This is a genomic window from Bartonella taylorii (genome assembly GCF_023920105.1).
GTDB lineage: Bacteria > Pseudomonadota > Alphaproteobacteria > Rhizobiales > Rhizobiaceae > Bartonella > Bartonella taylorii.
Window position 1 is genome coordinate 973,088 of record NZ_CP083693.1, and the last position, 16,641, is coordinate 989,728.

The window sequence follows — 16,641 nt, forward strand, 5'->3', positions numbered from 1 at the left end:
TTCTCTATTTTATCTAGAGTAAAAAGTAGTGCCTAAATTATTTTTTAACCCTCATCCAAAAATTGTTTATACAAGAGAGCAAGAAAGTAAGATATAAGAAACAGCCCGCACTATAAGGCATGTAACGTGTTATAAAAAGTGCCTTTGTATTTTCTCAAAAATTGTTCTCTGATCATCAAATATCTAGTTTGTAAAAAATATACAATTTAAAACTGATCAGAGAACAAAGATACGATCAAAAGCTATAGCGTACACCCAAAATACCTTGGAGTGACTGCTTCACCTTACGCCCTTTGACATAATGTGCTTCCGCATAAAGCTTTAATTTATCACTGACTAAACTGCTCAAACCAACTCCTAACTTACCTGCATTCCCTGATAAGTCTGTAGTAAATTTATGTAGTTTATTAATCGTTGTACGATTGTTATCCTTATTCTCTCGCAACCATGCTGCCGTAATGTAAATTAGTGATGAAGTATCTATGCCTAATCCAAATTCATATCCTAAAGATAATCCAACCTCACTACGCAATGAAGTCGATGGGCGGATATCACCTGTCATTTTGTTGGAAAGTTTGATTTCTTTACCTTCAACTTGCATCCACGTGAATTGTGCATAAGGTTGTAGCCAACTGCTCTTTGACGTCTTAATACGATAACCAGCTTCAAAGGAGCTCCCCACTGCCCATTGAGTATAATTTCCTTCAATATCTAAACCGTTCGTTGAAACAGCCTTCAGACCATTTTGGTAACGATTGTATTTCAAGATACTGTCTACATACCACCCGCTATGGTCAAAATAAGTAGCATAAGCTCCAATGCTATAAGTGGTTATGCCACTAATCCCACCTCGTGCATGCGCTACACGTGCTTGATCATAACTACCAAAACCACCAATATAAAACTCTCCATTTGTTAGCTCGCTTAAACCAGTTATACCTAGAACTACACCCGTCTGCTCAAGCTTAAAATCTGTATGACCCGTTGCAATGTTTTCTTTGCTCTTGATCGCATATGTCCATAGAGCGGCATTTTTCTTATTTCTATCTAGAATTCCTCTTCCCGCACGTACAGTTTGCAACTCATTGTGAAAAACAAGCTGAGGGACTACAGACATAGATAACACCGCATCCGTAGAGGGAGTGGTCAAAAAGTGAGAAACTGAAGGTTCCTGCCTCAATTGTGTAAAAGCTTGATCCTGATCACTGGGGCGTAAAATCATTTGATCAGCTAAAGATTGATTATCTGTAGAAACAACAGACTGTTGTTTCTCATTAGGAAGATGGTGGTTACTCAGACAACTACTATTCGAACATAATGACTTATTAACCAAATCTTCCTGAATTGGAATAGTTGAAAGAACAGAAACTGCTTGATTGTGCTCTAAGTTTCGGCGAGATCTGCCCCTACGCGGAAAACTATCAATGTATACTGCAGACAAATACCAAATTTTTTTGCTTCCATCCTCACCGTCTTTTTGTTTCAAACCATACGTATATGTTCCACCATCAACAGCACTAATCTTCGCACCAGAAAATTTTTTTAGAGTAAAATGTGCTTTTCCGCTTTGATCAACAATTAAATTAAGATCTTTTGAGGAAGGATCGACAATTTCAATACCAGAATCTACAACGCTTATTGTGTGAAAACCACCACCATTCTGAATGAAGAGGGTATCACCTTTTCCTTCTGCAAGGCTTACATTAAAATTGAAATGCATACTACCCGAAAGATTGTCAATATAAAGTTGAGAGTAGTGTAAACTAGGCTCGGCAGAGGTAAAAATAACTTTTCCCACACCACTCAAATTTTGAATGTAAGAGCTCCTGCCGTCAGAAATGCCGGCAATAGAATATAATTTAGACTCTTCTCCAATTAAGTTGATGTCTTCTACTGTAGTTCGAAGTTTATAATCTCCGGCATAAAGATGGAGCTGTCCCAAATCATTAACTGTTATTTTTTCTCCTAATATAGCACCAGAAAAGACCCATGAATTAGCTCCACTATTAATCGTCAAATTTTTCACGTATCCACCAGCATCAACTACTTGAATAGCACCAGCGTATAAAGTGACAATGTCTGCCTCACCTCCTGTTAAAACACGCTGCATCCCACCCTCAAAAACTTCAGTATTCATCGCTAAACCACCGCTCTTTAATGCAAAACCCTCATCGTCTGCAAACCATTTAGCAAGATTTTGTACCCCTCCTCTCATAATTTTTGTTTCTGAAACTACCCCATCATCATACACACTCTGTTGCCCCAGTGTCTCACCCTGACCATAAATTGTGGTGTTATAAGCAGTACTACTCACAACCCCATCGTTCACATCGCCCTCTCCGAAAACAAGTTGATTACCACCATAGATTTCCGTCTCCATTGCTGTTCCGCCCCCCTCCACCCTCTGTTGTCCGCCTTCATAAATGATCGTAGATTTTGAAACTCCTTGTTCTGCAACAACTTCAGAACCACCATTTGCAATTGTAGTATTCTTACTGAAACCACCTGCCTCAATATAAAGCGTTCCAGATCCCTCAACCATATTGTTAATAGACCATTTGTGAACACCAACCTCTCCAACGTCAGAAATATAAACTACATTATCATCACTGAGTACGGAACTTTGCAAAATGAATATATCCTCACCAATACCGAAATCATTTGTATAAGAACTGACTATAGGATCTTGCAAAACTGTCATATCTTCTTCTTTTCCAAAAGATCTAGGTATAGGTAACGCCGTATTCGGTGAAGTGATTACAGCAGTAGAGACCTTCTCAGCAGCAGCTAAATACCAAATTTTTCCTCCTCCATTTTCGCTATTTTTCTGTTTCAAATCATACATATAGGCTCCACCATCAACAGCTTCAGCCTTTTCACCGGAATGATTTTTTAAAGAAAAATGAGCTTTTCCTCTTTTATCAGTAATTAAATCCAATGGATGGAAAAAAGAGTTTAAAATTTCAGCACCAGAATCCACAACACTTATTGTATGGTTGCCCACTCCTTTCTCTACTAAAAGATAATCACCGTAGTTCTCTGCAAAATTAGCACGCAAATTGAAATGTATATTCCCCGAAAGGTCATCAATATAAAGCAGAGAATAATATGGGCTAGACTCTGTAGAATTAGAAACAGTAGAAGTGAAAATAACACTCCCTTCACCACTTAACTTTTGAATCAGAGAACTTGACCCATCAACTTCAGTGGCGATAGAGTATAATTTGGCCTCTTTTCCATTTAAAATAATTTCTTCTGCTTTCGTTTGCTGCCCCTTATCTCCAGCATAAAGACGAAGCCGTCCAGAACCATTAACCTTTACTTCTCCTTGCAATATAGCACCGGAGTAAATCAACGAATTAGCTCCACTATTGATCGTCAAAGTTTCCACACGCCCACCAGCATAGACTCTTTGAAGAGCCCCATCCTCCAAAGTAACGGTGTTTGCTTTACCCCCGGCAAAAACGCTCTGTAGCCCCCCAGCAAAAACCCTCGTATCTACTGCTAATCCTCCTACCTCTCCAAACCATGTACTAAGATTTTGTTCTCCTCCACTCATAACATCTGTGAAAAAAGCCGCTCCATCATCATACACATTCTGTTGCCCTGATGTTTCACCTTCACCATGAATTTCAGAATTGTAAGCATAGCTCCCATCTCCTAAAACAATTTGTTCACCACCACGAACTTTAACCTCCTCTGTTTGTCCTCCATACTCAACACTTTGTAACCCATATTTACCAATAAGAGTGCCTTTTGAAACCTTTCCGTTCCTAACAGTTTCAACTGTACCGCCTTTAATTATAAGATTCTCACTGTCGAGATTCTTGCCCATTTCTCCTAGCTGCTCATTTACACTCACTGATGTTAATGATTTTTCTCCTAGTACAGTTACTTCCTCAGCATTTGCAATATTTACAAGAAAACTACTAGCCATTAATGCACAAAAACTTATCCTCAATTTGTGTTGCATTCTCCACACTCCATAACTTCAAATGAAAAATTCCTCGTATTTGGAAAGAGTGCATACATAAAAACAACACATCACACCTGCTCAATTTTATGTTTTTCAAAATGATAAATCATCGTATACAAGGCATTCAGTGCACTAAAATCTGATTCATTAAATATTATCGTGTGTGTTAAAACCTATGCACAATCAAATAGTGAAAATAATTATCTATACGCTTAAAAAGTGTTCTAATTACATCCATAAAAAAATCTTTCGAATATCCTTGAGATACTAAATACTGATCTTAAAAATCAGCTGCTTTCTAAATAGATTAAAATAGTGCCATGTTTTAAAGGAAACAGTAATACAAGATTAATGAATTACATCGTACATAGAAAATAGAAACATATTTCTATTTTCTATGACATTTAAAACGATGACTTTATTGTATTCAATTCTGTTACATCTTACAGTGCAATCATCGTTCCAAAACAGTAGAGACACACTAATATCGACTCGACACTGATTTGAAATTTCTATAACTATTAAGAATTTAGTTTCATAATTTGGTTTGTCATATATTGAAAGGGACATGTATGTCTATAAGCTTAGAAAAACAAGGCTTAAACCCCAAAAATTCGCCTCGTCGAATTTTGTTTGCAAGCCTTATTGGTACAACAATTGAATTCTTTGATTTTTATGTTTTTGGAACTGCTGCAGCCCTTATATTTCCTCATTTATTTTTTCCAACACAAAATGATCAGCTTGCTATTCTGCAATCTTTTCTCATTTTTGGTGCAGCCTTTTTTGCGCGGCCTTTTGGATCAGTCATTTTTGGACATCTTGGCGATAAGATTGGACGGAAAATAACACTGATAGCATCTCTTCTGATGATGGGTATTTCAACAGTTGTCATTGGCATCCTTCCTACTTATGAAACAGCCGGTTTATTGGCGCCATTCCTTTTAACCATGTGCCGTATTGGTCAAGGAATTGGATTAGGAGGAGAATGGGGAGGAGCTGTTTTACTCGCAACAGAAAATGCTCCACCAGAGAAACGTGGTTGGTATGCAATGTTTCCACAATTAGGAGTTCCACTGGGGTTATTCCTATCTATTGCAGCTTATTTAGGAATGTGGGCTGTATTTGATCATGACGAACTTTTCGCATGGGGATGGCGTGTTCCATTCATTGGTTCAGCTTTTCTCACAATTGTAGGATTATGGGTGCGTATTTCGATCAGTGAAACCGTCGAATTCAAAAAAACTCTTGAACGTGAAGAGCGCGTCAAAGTGCCTATCATAGACGTTTTCTTCAAACATTCACGAATCTTATTTTTGGGCACTTTTTCCGGCATAGCAACATTTGTCTTATTTTATTTGGTGTCTGCCTATTTGCTAAGTTATGCAACAAACCATATGGGATTGTCATTTAATCAAGCCCTTGAAGTAGAATTGATCGGTGCAGTTTTCTGCGGCATTTTTACTGTCCTAACCGGAAAGATCGCTGATCGCATTCGGCGTAGAACTTTGATGATTTTGGTAACGATAATCATTGGTATTTATTCTTTTGCAATTCCTTATCTCCTAGATTCTGGAATTGTAGGACTCTTTGTAATGTCCATTATTGGCTTATCGATCATGGGAATGATATATAGTCCTCTTGGTGCCGTTCTTGCTTCACCATTTCCGACAGAAGTTCGATACACTGGCGCATCTATAACCTTTAATTTAGCCGGTATCATAGGCGCATCTCTTGCACCCTATACTGCAGAATATTTGGTGCAAAACTTCGGTATTGCTTATGTTGGCTATTATCTTCTCCTTTCCTCTTTTATTTCACTGATTTGCTTTATTGGATTTACGGATGATGAGATATCAAACTAGTACACAATAAAAAATAATAAGACGAGTGCTGGCGGTAAAAATGCCGCCAGTTTCATTTTTAAAGACATTGTTTTAGGTACGCTCCACCATAGTATTCCAGCAAACAGCGCACTCAGAAAAAAGAACAAAATATCTGCGATAGTGCCAATATACGTAACTGAAAACATTTCTGATAAAATATGCGTTGTCCCCAACCACGAAACGCAAAAAAAAGCTAACATCACAGCCCACAAAACAAGCAAAATCCGCTCAATGATCATCATTATGCCATTTAATTTTTTTGATTGTAGTCCACATCTTTCGTGCTCCCAAAATAAAAATCACAATAAAAACCCAACGACCTCCTCCTGATCCTTCTGCAATAAAGAATGCTGGATTCATCATTCCTATCAATCCTATACAAATCAAAATAGTAGATGCTACACGCATTAAACTTGTTTTTCCCAACAGCGATCCTCAGTCTGCTGCCAATAAGCTAAATCATGATTTTCTATTTTATATTTTTTCCACTGTGCACGAACAAGATTCAACTGCTCATCATTTCGACCATCAAATATCACTACAAGCCGTTGATAAGCATTAATATCTAAACATACTGCTCCCTCTATGAGAAAGCGTATTTTTGAATCATTCGGATTTTCTTGTCCTGTAGTAAGAAATACAGGCTGTAAATTTGGATGCTGATCATACTCAGTTCCATGTCCAATAAATGCTTCATCAGCATAAACCCATAAACGCGTATCTATAGCATCACATTGTTCTTTACTCACACATTGTATTGTTACCCTACCAAAACGATCCAGTGCACGCTCCACAAGCGTTGGCAAAATATCTTCTAGCGTTGACTGCGTCAAATGATAGAAAAGAATATCCATCTTCTTAACCCTCATCACTCTATTATAAAAAAGCCAACACCTTTTTGGAGAAACTTCTATGCCTTCAGTAAAAGGAAAGAGTTGAAAATATAACGATTCCTCTTTTTCTAATTAGTATGTATTATCTTTTTTTTCATGGGTATTAAAGATAGAAAAAGAAAAAAGGTAAATTATCATTTTAAAGCCTCGTAAAAAGGTTCATTTTAGTTCGTGTTCTAGCTTCTCTATAGACTACAATTGAAAATGGAATATAATGTATGGCAGAATAAGCTGAAGTTTGCTAACTGCCTTATTGTTCTTTATTTGGTAAAGATGTGCAATATATATAAAGGTAATTTTTAAATTTTGGTTATATTTTCTAACCCAAAGTAGTGTAGAGAATCTGCTCTCTTCATTAAAGACTGAGGATGTTACCCAATCTATGCGTATTATTGAGCTATACATCCTGAAGCGCGTTCTTATCTTGTTCAGTGCTGTTATGACTGCAGCAATCAGTATCAGTTGGACGGTGCAAATTCTTGCTCGGATAAACTTTCTCACAACAAGTAAACAAACGCTCTTCACGGTCTTGCACTTTTCACTTTCATTGGTTCCTTCTGTAATTTTTCTTGTCATTCCATTTGCATTAGTAATTGCAATTACAAGTACCCTTTCCTCAATGAATCAAGATTCCGAGCTTGCGATCATCAGTGCCTCTGGTTTTCCAAAAAGTACTGTTTGGAAACCCATTCTTCTTATCTCTATTATTGCATCATGTGTCTCCTTTTCTATAGCCAATTTTGTTGTTCCTCAAGCACGTCTTAATATGCGACAAATGCTAGCAAGTGCTCATTTTGATCTTATTAATCTTTTCATTAGTGAAGGCAGCTTCCAAAAACTTGCCAATAACCTTTACATAGAAATTGGTGAACGGAATCCAAATGGGACACTTGAGCGTCTTTTCATTGCTGACCAGCGCGATCCTAAGACTGATCTTTTTTATTATGCAACAGACGCCTCAATTGTAAGCAATAACAGCGGCAACTTCTTAGTCCTTCATAACGGTGAAATAGAAAGAATTAATCATCAAAATGATAGTGTTTCGATCGTTCAATTTAGCTCATATACTTTTAACCTAGGGGAATTCATTCCTAACGATAAAGCGCCCTCCCTTTATCCAAAAGATCAGCCTCTTTCTTATTTACTAAATCCTGATCCTAAGGATCCTTACTATCAGCGAAAACCACTCCAATATAGAGCTGAATTGCACCGTAGGTTTACAGAGTGGCTTTATCCAATTATTTTTTCATTGATTGCATTAGCGGCAGCAGGAGATGCGCGCTCATATCGGCAAGTACGTTATTCTGCGAACTTTTCCGCAATTGCCTTTTCCTTGCTAGTATATTGGATAGGATATTTTTTCGCCGAAAAAGCAAAGAGCGATCTTGCATACATTCCTCTTCTTTATATTACACCTATAGGAATAAGTGTATTTACTTTTTTCATGCTCTTAACAAATCATAAAATTGGTATCCCCATAAAACTTAACGAGATTATTCAAGTAGCTTTTCAAAAATTGGTAAACAAATTTGAACATCGAAAATCTCAATATCCCTCGGATGAGGTCTCATGATTGGGTGGACGCTTGGACGATATTTTTTTATACGTTATTTTAAAACAACTTGTTATTTTTTTGTAGGCATTTTTATTCTTGCCCTTTTAATTGATTTTACAGAAAACTCTGGTCGGCTATCTCACCTTCCCAGTTATACGGCAAAAGATGCATTTCTCGTTTCTGTTTTACGCATCCCTTTTATAATGCAACAACTCATCCCCTTTATTGCACTCTTTTCTGCAATGGTAATGTTGATATCGCTTAATCGAAAACTTGAGCTTGTTGTGACTCGTTCAATTGGTGTTTCTGCATGGCAATTTCTTATGCCTGCCTGTTTGGGAGCTTTTCTTTTTGGATTATTTTCAATTTTTCTCATTAACCCACTTGCCGCATGGGGATTTTCTCAAGCAGAAAAAATGATGACTGAGTGGCGTAGTAGTAATGTACTAACACCTCTTCATCACACGCGTATCCCATGGTTCACACAACGTACAAATTCAGGTAGAACGACTATTGGTGCCAAATCTATCACGGATCAAGGACTTTCTCTTGTCGATGCAACTTTTGTACAATACAACGATAACGCAACAGTTAAAAATTGGATTAACACCAAAAAAGCAACACTAACAAACGGTGCTTGGCTATTAAAGAATGGGATAATTTATAAAATAGGACATCCTCCTGAAAAATTTACTACGTTTCAAATAAAAACCAATCTAAAATCTGAATTTTTAACTGAACGTTTAGTAAATCCAGCGACTATCCCATTTTACCAACTACCAAAAAAAATTATAATCGCACGTTCATTTGGCTACTCTGCTAATAGTTTTGATATGTATTTACAATCTTTGATTGCATTACCTGCATTGCTTGTAGCAATGACTCTCATTGCAGCAACTGTATCTTTAAACTTTACACGCTTTGGACAATCTGGAACATTGATTCTTGGTGGCGTACTAGCTGGCTTCATGCTTTATGTTATTTCCGTACTCGTTCAGGCTTTTGGTAATACTGGGTATATTCCACCAATTATTGCAGCTTGGACACCCGTTGTTATTGCATTATTTTTGGGAATCTCTTTTTTACTTCACAAAGAGGATGGCTAAGTGAAAGCATTAATAAGTAAGAGAGTGATTTTAACAAAATTAAGTGTACTTGCCTTTAGAAGTGTCATGAGCCTTTTTTTAGGTGTGTCTTTATCGTGTTCTGCACACGCTAAAAGCCTTACTTCTATTACTCAAAATCATATCCAGAATCCGGTAAGCCCTCTCTTACTCTCTGCAGATGAACTCATCTACAATCGTGATGAAAACACTGTTTCTGCACAAGGCAATGTTCAAATCGAATATGATGGCAACAAAGTCCTCGCTAAAAAAGTCACTTATAATCAAAAAACAGGACGAATCATAGCACAAGGCAATGTTGAAGTTGTTCAAAAAGATGGTAATAAAATTTATTCCAATCAAATTGATATGACCAAAGACTTCGGCGAGGGATTCGTAAATGCCTTACGCATTGATACCGCTAACAATATCCATTTTGCAGCTACAAGTGCTACACGCAGTAACAGCGGAGTAACAGTCTTTAACAATGCTACATATACAGCCTGTGAACCTTGCTTTTATAAACCAGATAGAGAAGTTCTATGGAAAATTAGAGCGAGGAAAATTATATGGAATAACACCACCAAAAAAATTCGCTTTGAAAACAGCCGTTTTGAAGTTTTTGGTGTGCCTATTATACAATTTCCGAATTTTGAGCTCCATGATCCAACTGTGAAACGTGTTAGCGGTCTCCTTGCACCTCGTCTTTTTTATTCCGATTATCTTGGCTTGGGCATAAAAAATTCTTATTTCTGGAATCTCGCTCCTCATTATGATTTTACACTTTCTTCTACGCTTTATACCCAACAAGGGCTCTTAACCGAGGGTGAGTGGCGTCAACGTTTTAAAACGGGCAATTACAACATTCGCTTCGCTCATATATACCAAATGAAACCGCACAACTTTGACAATGATACGATTGATGCACAGCATAAAAACCGTTATATGCTAGCAACAAAAGGGGACTTTCGTATTAATTCACGTTGGACTTATGGATGGGATATTCTCGCACAGTCTGATCGGCATTTTAGTCGTGCCTATAAACTTGAAAACTATAGCAATCCTATACAGCTTTCTCAGGTTTATTTGAATGGCCTTGCAGGGAGAAACCACTTTGATATGCGTTTTTACCATTTCAAAGTTCAAGATTTAATATTGAACGACTCCCATTATGAACGCCACTCTCGGCAAGCGTGGGTTCTCCCCCGCATTGATTATTCTTTCACACCAGATGAGCCAGTTTATACTGGAATACTTACCTTCCATAGCAATATGCAATCAATTTATCGTCGTCATACTGACTTCAATTCTAACGACTGGAATAACCATCCTCTTAATACTACTAGGCTTTCTGGTATAGCTGGAAATAGTTTTCGTTTAACAAACGAGCTCGAATGGAAAAAGCGCTTCAACACACGTGAAGGCCTCATATTAACCCCTATTCTCTCTCTACGTGCTGATGTTATTACAACAAATAGCAACGAAAACCATGCTGCTCCTATAATGAACGATTCCTCATCAACACTTCGTGGCTCAGCACTCCGTGGCATAGCAACGGCAGGTTTGGAATTACGGTATCCCTTTCTCATTACATTGAACAACTCTACACATATTATAGAACCAACAACACAAATTTTTATCCGTAATAATGAACGATATATCGGACAAGTCCCTAATGAAGACGCGCAAAGCTTCGTATTTGACGCAACAACTCTCTTTCAACGTAATAAATTCTCTGGTTATGACCGCGTAGAAGGTGGAACAAGAGCTAATATAGGTCTCAGATATTCTGGAAATTTCAACAATAATTGGTCTCTTTATGGTCTTGTTGGACAATCCTTTCATCTTGCAGGAAAAAATTCTTTTGCAGAAAAGGACTTTGTTAATGTAGGTATTTATTCTAGCCTCGAAGAAAAACGTTCAGACTATGTTGCAATGTTTGGTGCAAACCATAAGAACGGTTTTTCTCTAGAAGCTCGTGGACGTTTTGATAAAAAAACAGGAAAAATCCACCGCAATGAAATTGAAGCATCAAAGAAATGGCAAAATTTTGGGGCGGCTGTACAATATGCCTATATCGCAAATCAACCAGATTATGAATATCCACAAAAGCGCCAAGAGATTTCTTTTCAAACTGATCTTAAACTGGCTAACTATTGGTCTCTTAGCAGTAATGCTGGTTATGATTTGGTATCCGGTACATTCGTAAAGCGGGGAATCAGCCTAAGTTATACAGATGAATGTTTCGGTCTAACTTTCGGTTATCAGCAGGTAACTAATCCAGGAAAAAAAACACCTTTGCAAAACTTTAATTTCTCTCTTTCATTGCGTACAATTGCAGATATCGGAAAAAGATAAATTCAAATTTATAAAGAGAATGTATAACCGGTTTAACTTATCGTTGTTTTTAAGAAAAAAAACGTATATTTTAAGCAATGAATTAGAATTAATGAACAATGCGAAGGCCTACTTATATGAAAAAATTTAAAAAAGGTATTTTTGCTTTATTTTGCATTGCACCTTTGAGTGTAAGCAACCTGATGGTAAGTGAATTTTTAATTCCTTCAGTCTTCGCGCAGACTGTCATTGCTGTCACAGTCAATGGCAATCCTATCACAAATTATGATATACAAAGACGGGCTGCTTTTCTCAGATTACAACAGAAGCAAGGTAATCTTATTGCGCAAGCTAAAAATGAGCTTATTAATGAAGTACTTAAAAACATCGAAATAAAGCGCCGTAATATTGAGGTGAGCAATAATGAAGTCGAGAGTGCTTTTGAGAATTTTGCAACGCAAAATAATATGAGCATTGATCAGCTCAACCAGATTCTGATTCAAAATGATATCACAGTACAACACTTTAAAGATTATATTCGTGGTCAAATAGGATGGGGCCGTCTTGTTAATGCACGCTATCAATCTGAAGCGGGTATGATTACTGAACAAGAAGCTGTACGCAGAATATTAAAAAATGGTGGTGTGAAACCTTCAACCAATGAATATACACTACAACGAATTATTTTTGTTATTCCTGCACACCGCCGTTCAGAAATCTTTGAAAAACGTCAGAGAGAAGCAAACAATTTTCGTGCACATTTCCGAGGATGTGCTAACACCAGAAAACAGGCAAGTGGTATTTTAGATGTTACTGTCCGCAACTTGGGAAAGTTTCTCGAACCCCAGCTTCCTAGTGCGTGGGAACAAGCTATCCTTGCAACACCTGTAGGAAAAATGACCCAATTGCAAGAAACATCTGATGGAATTGAGGCGCTTGCTGTTTGTAAAATAAAAAGAGTTTCTGATGATTATGTTGCCAGACTCATATTTTCTATTCAAGATAATAAGCAAAAAAGCCCACAAAAACTTGAAAAATTAAGCGAGAAATATTTGGAAGAATTACGGCGGGTAGCGCGTATTCAAAACTCATAATGGCTGCACTTATTGTTAGTGGTGGTGATCCTGCCGGCATTGGTCCTGAAATAGTATTAAAAGCGTGGAGTTTGCGTGTTACACGTCAAGTTCCACCTTTTGCTCTTTTTGCTGATCCAGACGTTATTCGTTCGCGCGCTCGTTTTTTACATATAGATGTTGAAGTAGAATCTGTTTTAATAAATGATCCTGTAAAAAACTTTCAAACTGCTCTCCCTATAATACCATTAAAAAACCGACAAAGCGATCAACTAGGCTCGCCTTCACCTGATAATGCTGCTGGAATAATTGAAGCGATTAAACGCAGCGTTCAGTTGATTCGAGATAGACATGCGTGCGCACTCGTTACTTGCCCTATTGCAAAAAAAAGCCTTTACGACGCTGGGTTTAAATTTCCAGGTCATACAGAATTCTTAGCTGATTTGGCCTACACAATCTTCGATAAATGCTATCATCCGGTTATGATGTTATCTGGACCTCGATTAAAAACAGTTCCCATTACTGTTCATATTCCATTCAATGAAGTCCCCTCACATGTCACTCGCGATTTAATTATTCAAACGGCATTAATTACTGAAAACGACTTAAAAACGCGATTTAAAATAACTTCTCCTCGTCTCGCTATTGCTGGCCTTAATCCTCATGCTGGAGAAGAAGGGGCAATGGGTAAAGAAGATATTGAAATTATCCTTCCTGCTGTTGAATACCTTAAAAATAAAGGATTCAATATTGTAGGTCCACTGCCTGCCGATACAATGTTCCATGAAAAAGCAAGACAGGCATATGATGTTGCTCTTTGCATGTATCACGACCAAGCCCTTATTCCTGTTAAGACATTGGACTTTGACACCACTGTCAATATCACTTTAGGACTCCCTTTTATTCGTACTTCACCAGATCACGGAACTGCTTTTGATATTGCTGATAAAGGAATAGCCTCTCCTGAAAGCTTTATTTCTGCTCTTAAACTTGCAAGTCAACTTGCAAAAAATAGTTTGATATCATGCCAATAGATGCTCTTCCTCCTCTGCGTGAAGTAATTAATAAATATCGATTACAAGCTCATAAGTCTTTGGGCCAAAATTTTCTTTTTGATCTTAATTTAACATCTAAAATTGCTCATCAAGCAGGAAATATAGAAGGAAAACCTGTTATTGAAGTTGGTCCAGGTCCTGGGGGGCTGACACGTGCCTTGCTTGCAAAAGGTGCCATTGTTACAGCGATAGAGCGTGATGAACGTTGTATACCGGCTCTTTTAGAGATAGAGCAGCACTATCCTCAAAAACTAAAACTTATTTGTAATGACGCACTAAAGCAAGATTTTTCAAAACTCTTTGAAACATATCCAGAAAAACCACGCATTATTGCAAATCTTCCCTATAATATTGGAACACAACTTTTATTAAATTGGTTGTTGGCTGAACCATGGCCTCCTTTTTATGAATCAATGACATTGATGTTTCAACGTGAAGTTGCCAACCGCATTACCGCAAAACCTCAATCAGCCCACTATGGACGTCTTAGTGTCTTAACCGGATGGCGTACCACTGCTAAAATTGCTTTTGATGTACCTCCTCAAGCCTTTATACCAGCACCCAAAATAACTTCTTCCGTTGTTCATATCATTCCGCGAACACAACCTCTTACCTGCTCCGCACAAAAATTAAGCTTTGTCACAAAAACCGCTTTTGGACAAAGACGAAAAATGCTTCGTCAAAATCTCAAAACACTTGGAGATGAAATGCTTTTAGAAAAAGCTGGAATCGATGGAACACGCCGCGCTGAAACACTTTCAATTGCCGAATTTGTAGCTTTAGCTAATTTGGTGATTTAAACAGCATAACTTTTTGCTCACTATTCCTTTTCAAAACAATAAGAATATTAATCAATCTTTTCAGCAATAAGCCCGTCAATGAAAGATTCAAGAAAGGAGCACCGCTCACGTTTTACTGTTTCAGCTAAATAAATCGATTTAATAAGCGACAAAGACTGATTTAAATCCTTATTAATAACGACATAATCGTAAGAACGCCAATGCTGCATTTCCGTCCGTGCATTCTCCAGTCGCAGATCAATGATATCTTGACTATCTTCTGCTCGACGATGCAAACGTGAAACAAGCTCTTTCATTGATGGTGGAAGAATAAAAACAGATACAGTATCTCCTAGCATCTTTTTTTGAAGCTGTTTTGTACCTTGGTAATCAATATCAAATAACATATCTCGTCCAGCACTTAACGCGTTTTCAACACTTTCACGTAAAGTGCCGTAATAATTTCCATGAACTTCTGCCCATTCAATAAATTCATCACCATCACGCTTACGTTCAAACTCTTTCTTTGAAATAAAATGATAATGAAGACCATTCACTTCACTAGGACGTCTTTGCCGTGTTGTCACGCTAATGGAGAGCTCTAATTGTCCATCTTTCAAAAGTAAGCGAGAAAGAGTTGATTTACCAGCGCCTGAAGGTGAAGAGAGAATAAATAAAAAACCGCGACGTTTATCTCTTTTTTTAGCAGTCAATTCATCCTTAAAAAATGTCATCATACTGTTCTACTTTTTTAACTTTTCTTCAAAACTTCAGTAATATGTTTTTTATAGTCCCAAAAATTAATGTGTCGCTTTTAATGCACGCCATTTGCGAACATTTGCATTATGTTCCTCCAAAGTTCTAGAAAAAACATGCCCTCCTGAACCATCCGCTACAAAATAGAGCACGTCACTACTTGGTGAATGCGCTACCGCTTGCAAAGAATCCCGACCTGGATTCGCAATGGCTGTTGGTGGCAAACCATTAATTTTATACGTATTATATGGTGTTTCTTTTTCAAGATCTGAACGGTAAATTGCACGACCGGATGGCATTCCTTTTCCACCAAAGAGACCATAAATTACCGTTGGATCAGATTGAAGACGCATATGTTTTGCAAGACGGTTATAAAATACAGCGGCAACCTTTGGTCTCTCTGCTGCAATTCCTGTTTCTTTCTCCACAATAGATGCCAATATAACAAATTCATCAATGGATTTGATTGGTAAATCAGGTGAACGTGTAGCCCATATAGCTTGGATTAATTTGGTCTGTCCTTCGCGCAGTCTATTTATAATTTCCTCACGCGTTGTTCCCCGAATAAAACGAACAGTATCCGTCATCAAACTGCCCTCTGGAGGTAAAACTTTTGGAAGATCTCCAATCAAAATTTCATTAGCAGCTAATCGATCAAAAACTTGTTGAACGGTCAAACCTTCTGGCACTGTAAACGTATATTCAATAGATTTTCCTTTCTCAAGGATATCCATAATATCCCGCATCGAAGCATGTGCTGGAATTAAATATTCACCAGCCTTAAGGTGTGTTGTTTTTTGATGGTAACCAACCCCATAAACAAAAATGTCAGATGATCGAATAAGACCACGCTTTTCAAGCAGCGAAGCAATTTCACGAATTCCTGTACCAGGATAGATAAAAACGACTTTCTCCTCCTCTACCATCCCCTTTCCTTCAAAAATACTTTTTCCAATATAAAGAGGAATACTGATAGCCAAAATAACAACAACAACCATCATTAGAAAAAAATGGCCTAGAACAACTAATGGATTACGTACTATAGATGACTTCTTTCGTTTTTTATGTGCTAACATACCATCATTATCTGCTAAATGATTCAAAGAGAAACCATCTACGTCCTTTAGTGCTCTTTTATTTTTCACATCGGACACAACTGTCAACCTCAACAATTTCTAGGTAGCATACTATAATTTCTCACTCAAACCCTATAATTAAAGAAGGAAACTCA

13 protein-coding genes are annotated in these 16,641 nt (G+C 37.5%); 7 read left to right on the forward strand and 6 right to left on the reverse strand.

Annotation, left to right across the window (positions count from 1 at the left end):
• Window positions 1-235 precede the first annotated feature (235 nt).
• A complete protein-coding gene (gene bafA, locus LBE40_RS04320) occupies window positions 236-3,973 on the reverse strand; it encodes a BafA family autotransporter (protein WP_252615142.1) in 3,738 nt (1,245 codons plus the stop codon).
• Window positions 3,974-4,548: 575 nt separating this feature from the next.
• On the opposite strand from bafA, the gene LBE40_RS04325 reads away from it, so the two are divergent.
• On the forward strand, window positions 4,549-5,838 hold the full coding sequence (locus tag LBE40_RS04325) for an MFS transporter (protein ID WP_004860253.1): 1,290 nt from the start codon (window positions 4,549-4,551) through the stop codon (window positions 5,836-5,838).
• On the opposite strand, the gene LBE40_RS04330 is transcribed toward LBE40_RS04325, so the two are convergent.
• Genes LBE40_RS04330 through LBE40_RS04340 form a run of 3 tightly spaced genes read right to left on the reverse strand, consistent with a single transcriptional unit; the run spans window position 5,835 to window position 6,713 of the window.
• The gene (locus LBE40_RS04330; RefSeq protein ID WP_040297040.1) at window positions 5,835-6,098 is read right to left on the reverse strand and encodes a hypothetical protein; all 264 of its coding nucleotides are present in this window, start codon (window positions 6,096-6,098) and stop codon (window positions 5,835-5,837) included. The genes LBE40_RS04325 and LBE40_RS04330 overlap by 4 nt on opposite strands.
• Complete coding sequence (locus LBE40_RS04335; RefSeq protein ID WP_040297011.1) at window positions 6,088-6,267, reverse strand: hypothetical protein; 180 nt, start codon at window positions 6,265-6,267, stop codon at window positions 6,088-6,090. The genes LBE40_RS04330 and LBE40_RS04335 overlap by 11 nt, the downstream gene beginning before the upstream one ends.
• Entirely contained in the window at window positions 6,267-6,713 is a 447-nt protein-coding gene (locus tag LBE40_RS04340; RefSeq protein ID WP_004860260.1) for a DNA polymerase III subunit chi, read from the reverse strand. The genes LBE40_RS04335 and LBE40_RS04340 overlap by 1 nt, the downstream gene beginning before the upstream one ends.
• 421 nt (window positions 6,714-7,134) lie before the next feature.
• Between LBE40_RS04340 and lptF the strand changes: the two genes are divergently transcribed.
• The 6 genes from lptF to rsmA all read left to right on the forward strand — a co-directional run bounded on the left by lptF (window position 7,135) and on the right by rsmA (window position 14,675).
• On the forward strand, window positions 7,135-8,325 hold the full coding sequence (gene lptF / locus LBE40_RS04345; RefSeq protein ID WP_004860261.1) for an LPS export ABC transporter permease LptF: 1,191 nt from the start codon (window positions 7,135-7,137) through the stop codon (window positions 8,323-8,325).
• Window positions 8,322-9,413, forward strand: coding sequence for an LPS export ABC transporter permease LptG (gene lptG / locus LBE40_RS04350; protein ID WP_004860264.1), 1,092 nt, complete (start codon window positions 8,322-8,324; stop codon window positions 9,411-9,413). The genes lptF and lptG overlap by 4 nt, the downstream gene beginning before the upstream one ends.
• Entirely contained in the window at window positions 9,414-11,768 is a 2,355-nt protein-coding gene (locus tag LBE40_RS04355) for an LPS-assembly protein LptD (protein WP_004860266.1), read from the forward strand.
• A gap of 116 nt (window positions 11,769-11,884) precedes the next feature.
• Complete coding sequence (locus LBE40_RS04360; protein ID WP_004860268.1) at window positions 11,885-12,841, forward strand: SurA N-terminal domain-containing protein; 957 nt, start codon at window positions 11,885-11,887, stop codon at window positions 12,839-12,841.
• Entirely contained in the window at window positions 12,841-13,854 is a 1,014-nt protein-coding gene (pdxA, locus tag LBE40_RS04365) for a 4-hydroxythreonine-4-phosphate dehydrogenase PdxA (RefSeq protein ID WP_004860269.1), read from the forward strand. Before LBE40_RS04360 ends, pdxA begins: the two co-directional genes overlap by 1 nt.
• Window positions 13,845-14,675 (forward strand): 16S rRNA (adenine(1518)-N(6)/adenine(1519)-N(6))-dimethyltransferase RsmA, encoded by an 831-nt coding sequence (rsmA, locus tag LBE40_RS04370; RefSeq protein WP_004860271.1) that lies wholly within the window; start codon window positions 13,845-13,847, stop codon window positions 14,673-14,675. Before pdxA ends, rsmA begins: the two co-directional genes overlap by 10 nt.
• Window positions 14,676-14,722: 47 nt before the next feature.
• On the opposite strand, the gene gmk is transcribed toward rsmA, so the two are convergent.
• Both gmk and mltG read right to left on the reverse strand, forming a co-directional pair.
• Complete coding sequence (gene gmk / locus LBE40_RS04375; protein ID WP_040297041.1) at window positions 14,723-15,388, reverse strand: guanylate kinase; 666 nt, start codon at window positions 15,386-15,388, stop codon at window positions 14,723-14,725.
• Window positions 15,389-15,454: 66 nt separating this feature from the next.
• On the reverse strand, window positions 15,455-16,564 hold the full coding sequence (mltG, locus tag LBE40_RS04380) for an endolytic transglycosylase MltG (protein ID WP_004860274.1): 1,110 nt from the start codon (window positions 16,562-16,564) through the stop codon (window positions 15,455-15,457).
• Window positions 16,565-16,641 lie beyond the last annotated feature (77 nt).

Excerpts from the sequence above, each read along its gene's own strand:
- LBE40_RS04360 (WP_004860268.1), top strand. The coding sequence starts at position 11,885 with ATGAAAAAATTTAAAAAAGGTATTTTTGCTTTATTTTGCATTGCACCT.
- pdxA (WP_004860269.1), top strand. The coding sequence starts at position 12,841 with ATGGCTGCACTTATTGTTAGTGGTGGTGATCCTGCCGGCATTGGTCCT.
- LBE40_RS04335 (WP_040297011.1), bottom strand. The coding sequence starts at position 6,267 with ATGCGTGTAGCATCTACTATTTTGATTTGTATAGGATTGATAGGAATG.
- rsmA (WP_004860271.1), top strand. The coding sequence starts at position 13,845 with ATGCCAATAGATGCTCTTCCTCCTCTGCGTGAAGTAATTAATAAATAT.
- lptG (WP_004860264.1), top strand. The coding sequence starts at position 8,322 with ATGATTGGGTGGACGCTTGGACGATATTTTTTTATACGTTATTTTAAA.
- LBE40_RS04325 (WP_004860253.1), top strand. The coding sequence starts at position 4,549 with ATGTCTATAAGCTTAGAAAAACAAGGCTTAAACCCCAAAAATTCGCCT.
- bafA (WP_252615142.1), bottom strand. The coding sequence starts at position 3,973 with ATGCAACACAAATTGAGGATAAGTTTTTGTGCATTAATGGCTAGTAGT.
- lptF (WP_004860261.1), top strand. The coding sequence starts at position 7,135 with ATGCGTATTATTGAGCTATACATCCTGAAGCGCGTTCTTATCTTGTTC.
- gmk (WP_040297041.1), bottom strand. The coding sequence starts at position 15,388 with ATGACATTTTTTAAGGATGAATTGACTGCTAAAAAAAGAGATAAACGT.
- LBE40_RS04340 (WP_004860260.1), bottom strand. The coding sequence starts at position 6,713 with ATGGATATTCTTTTCTATCATTTGACGCAGTCAACGCTAGAAGATATT.
- LBE40_RS04330 (WP_040297040.1), bottom strand. The coding sequence starts at position 6,098 with ATGATCATTGAGCGGATTTTGCTTGTTTTGTGGGCTGTGATGTTAGCT.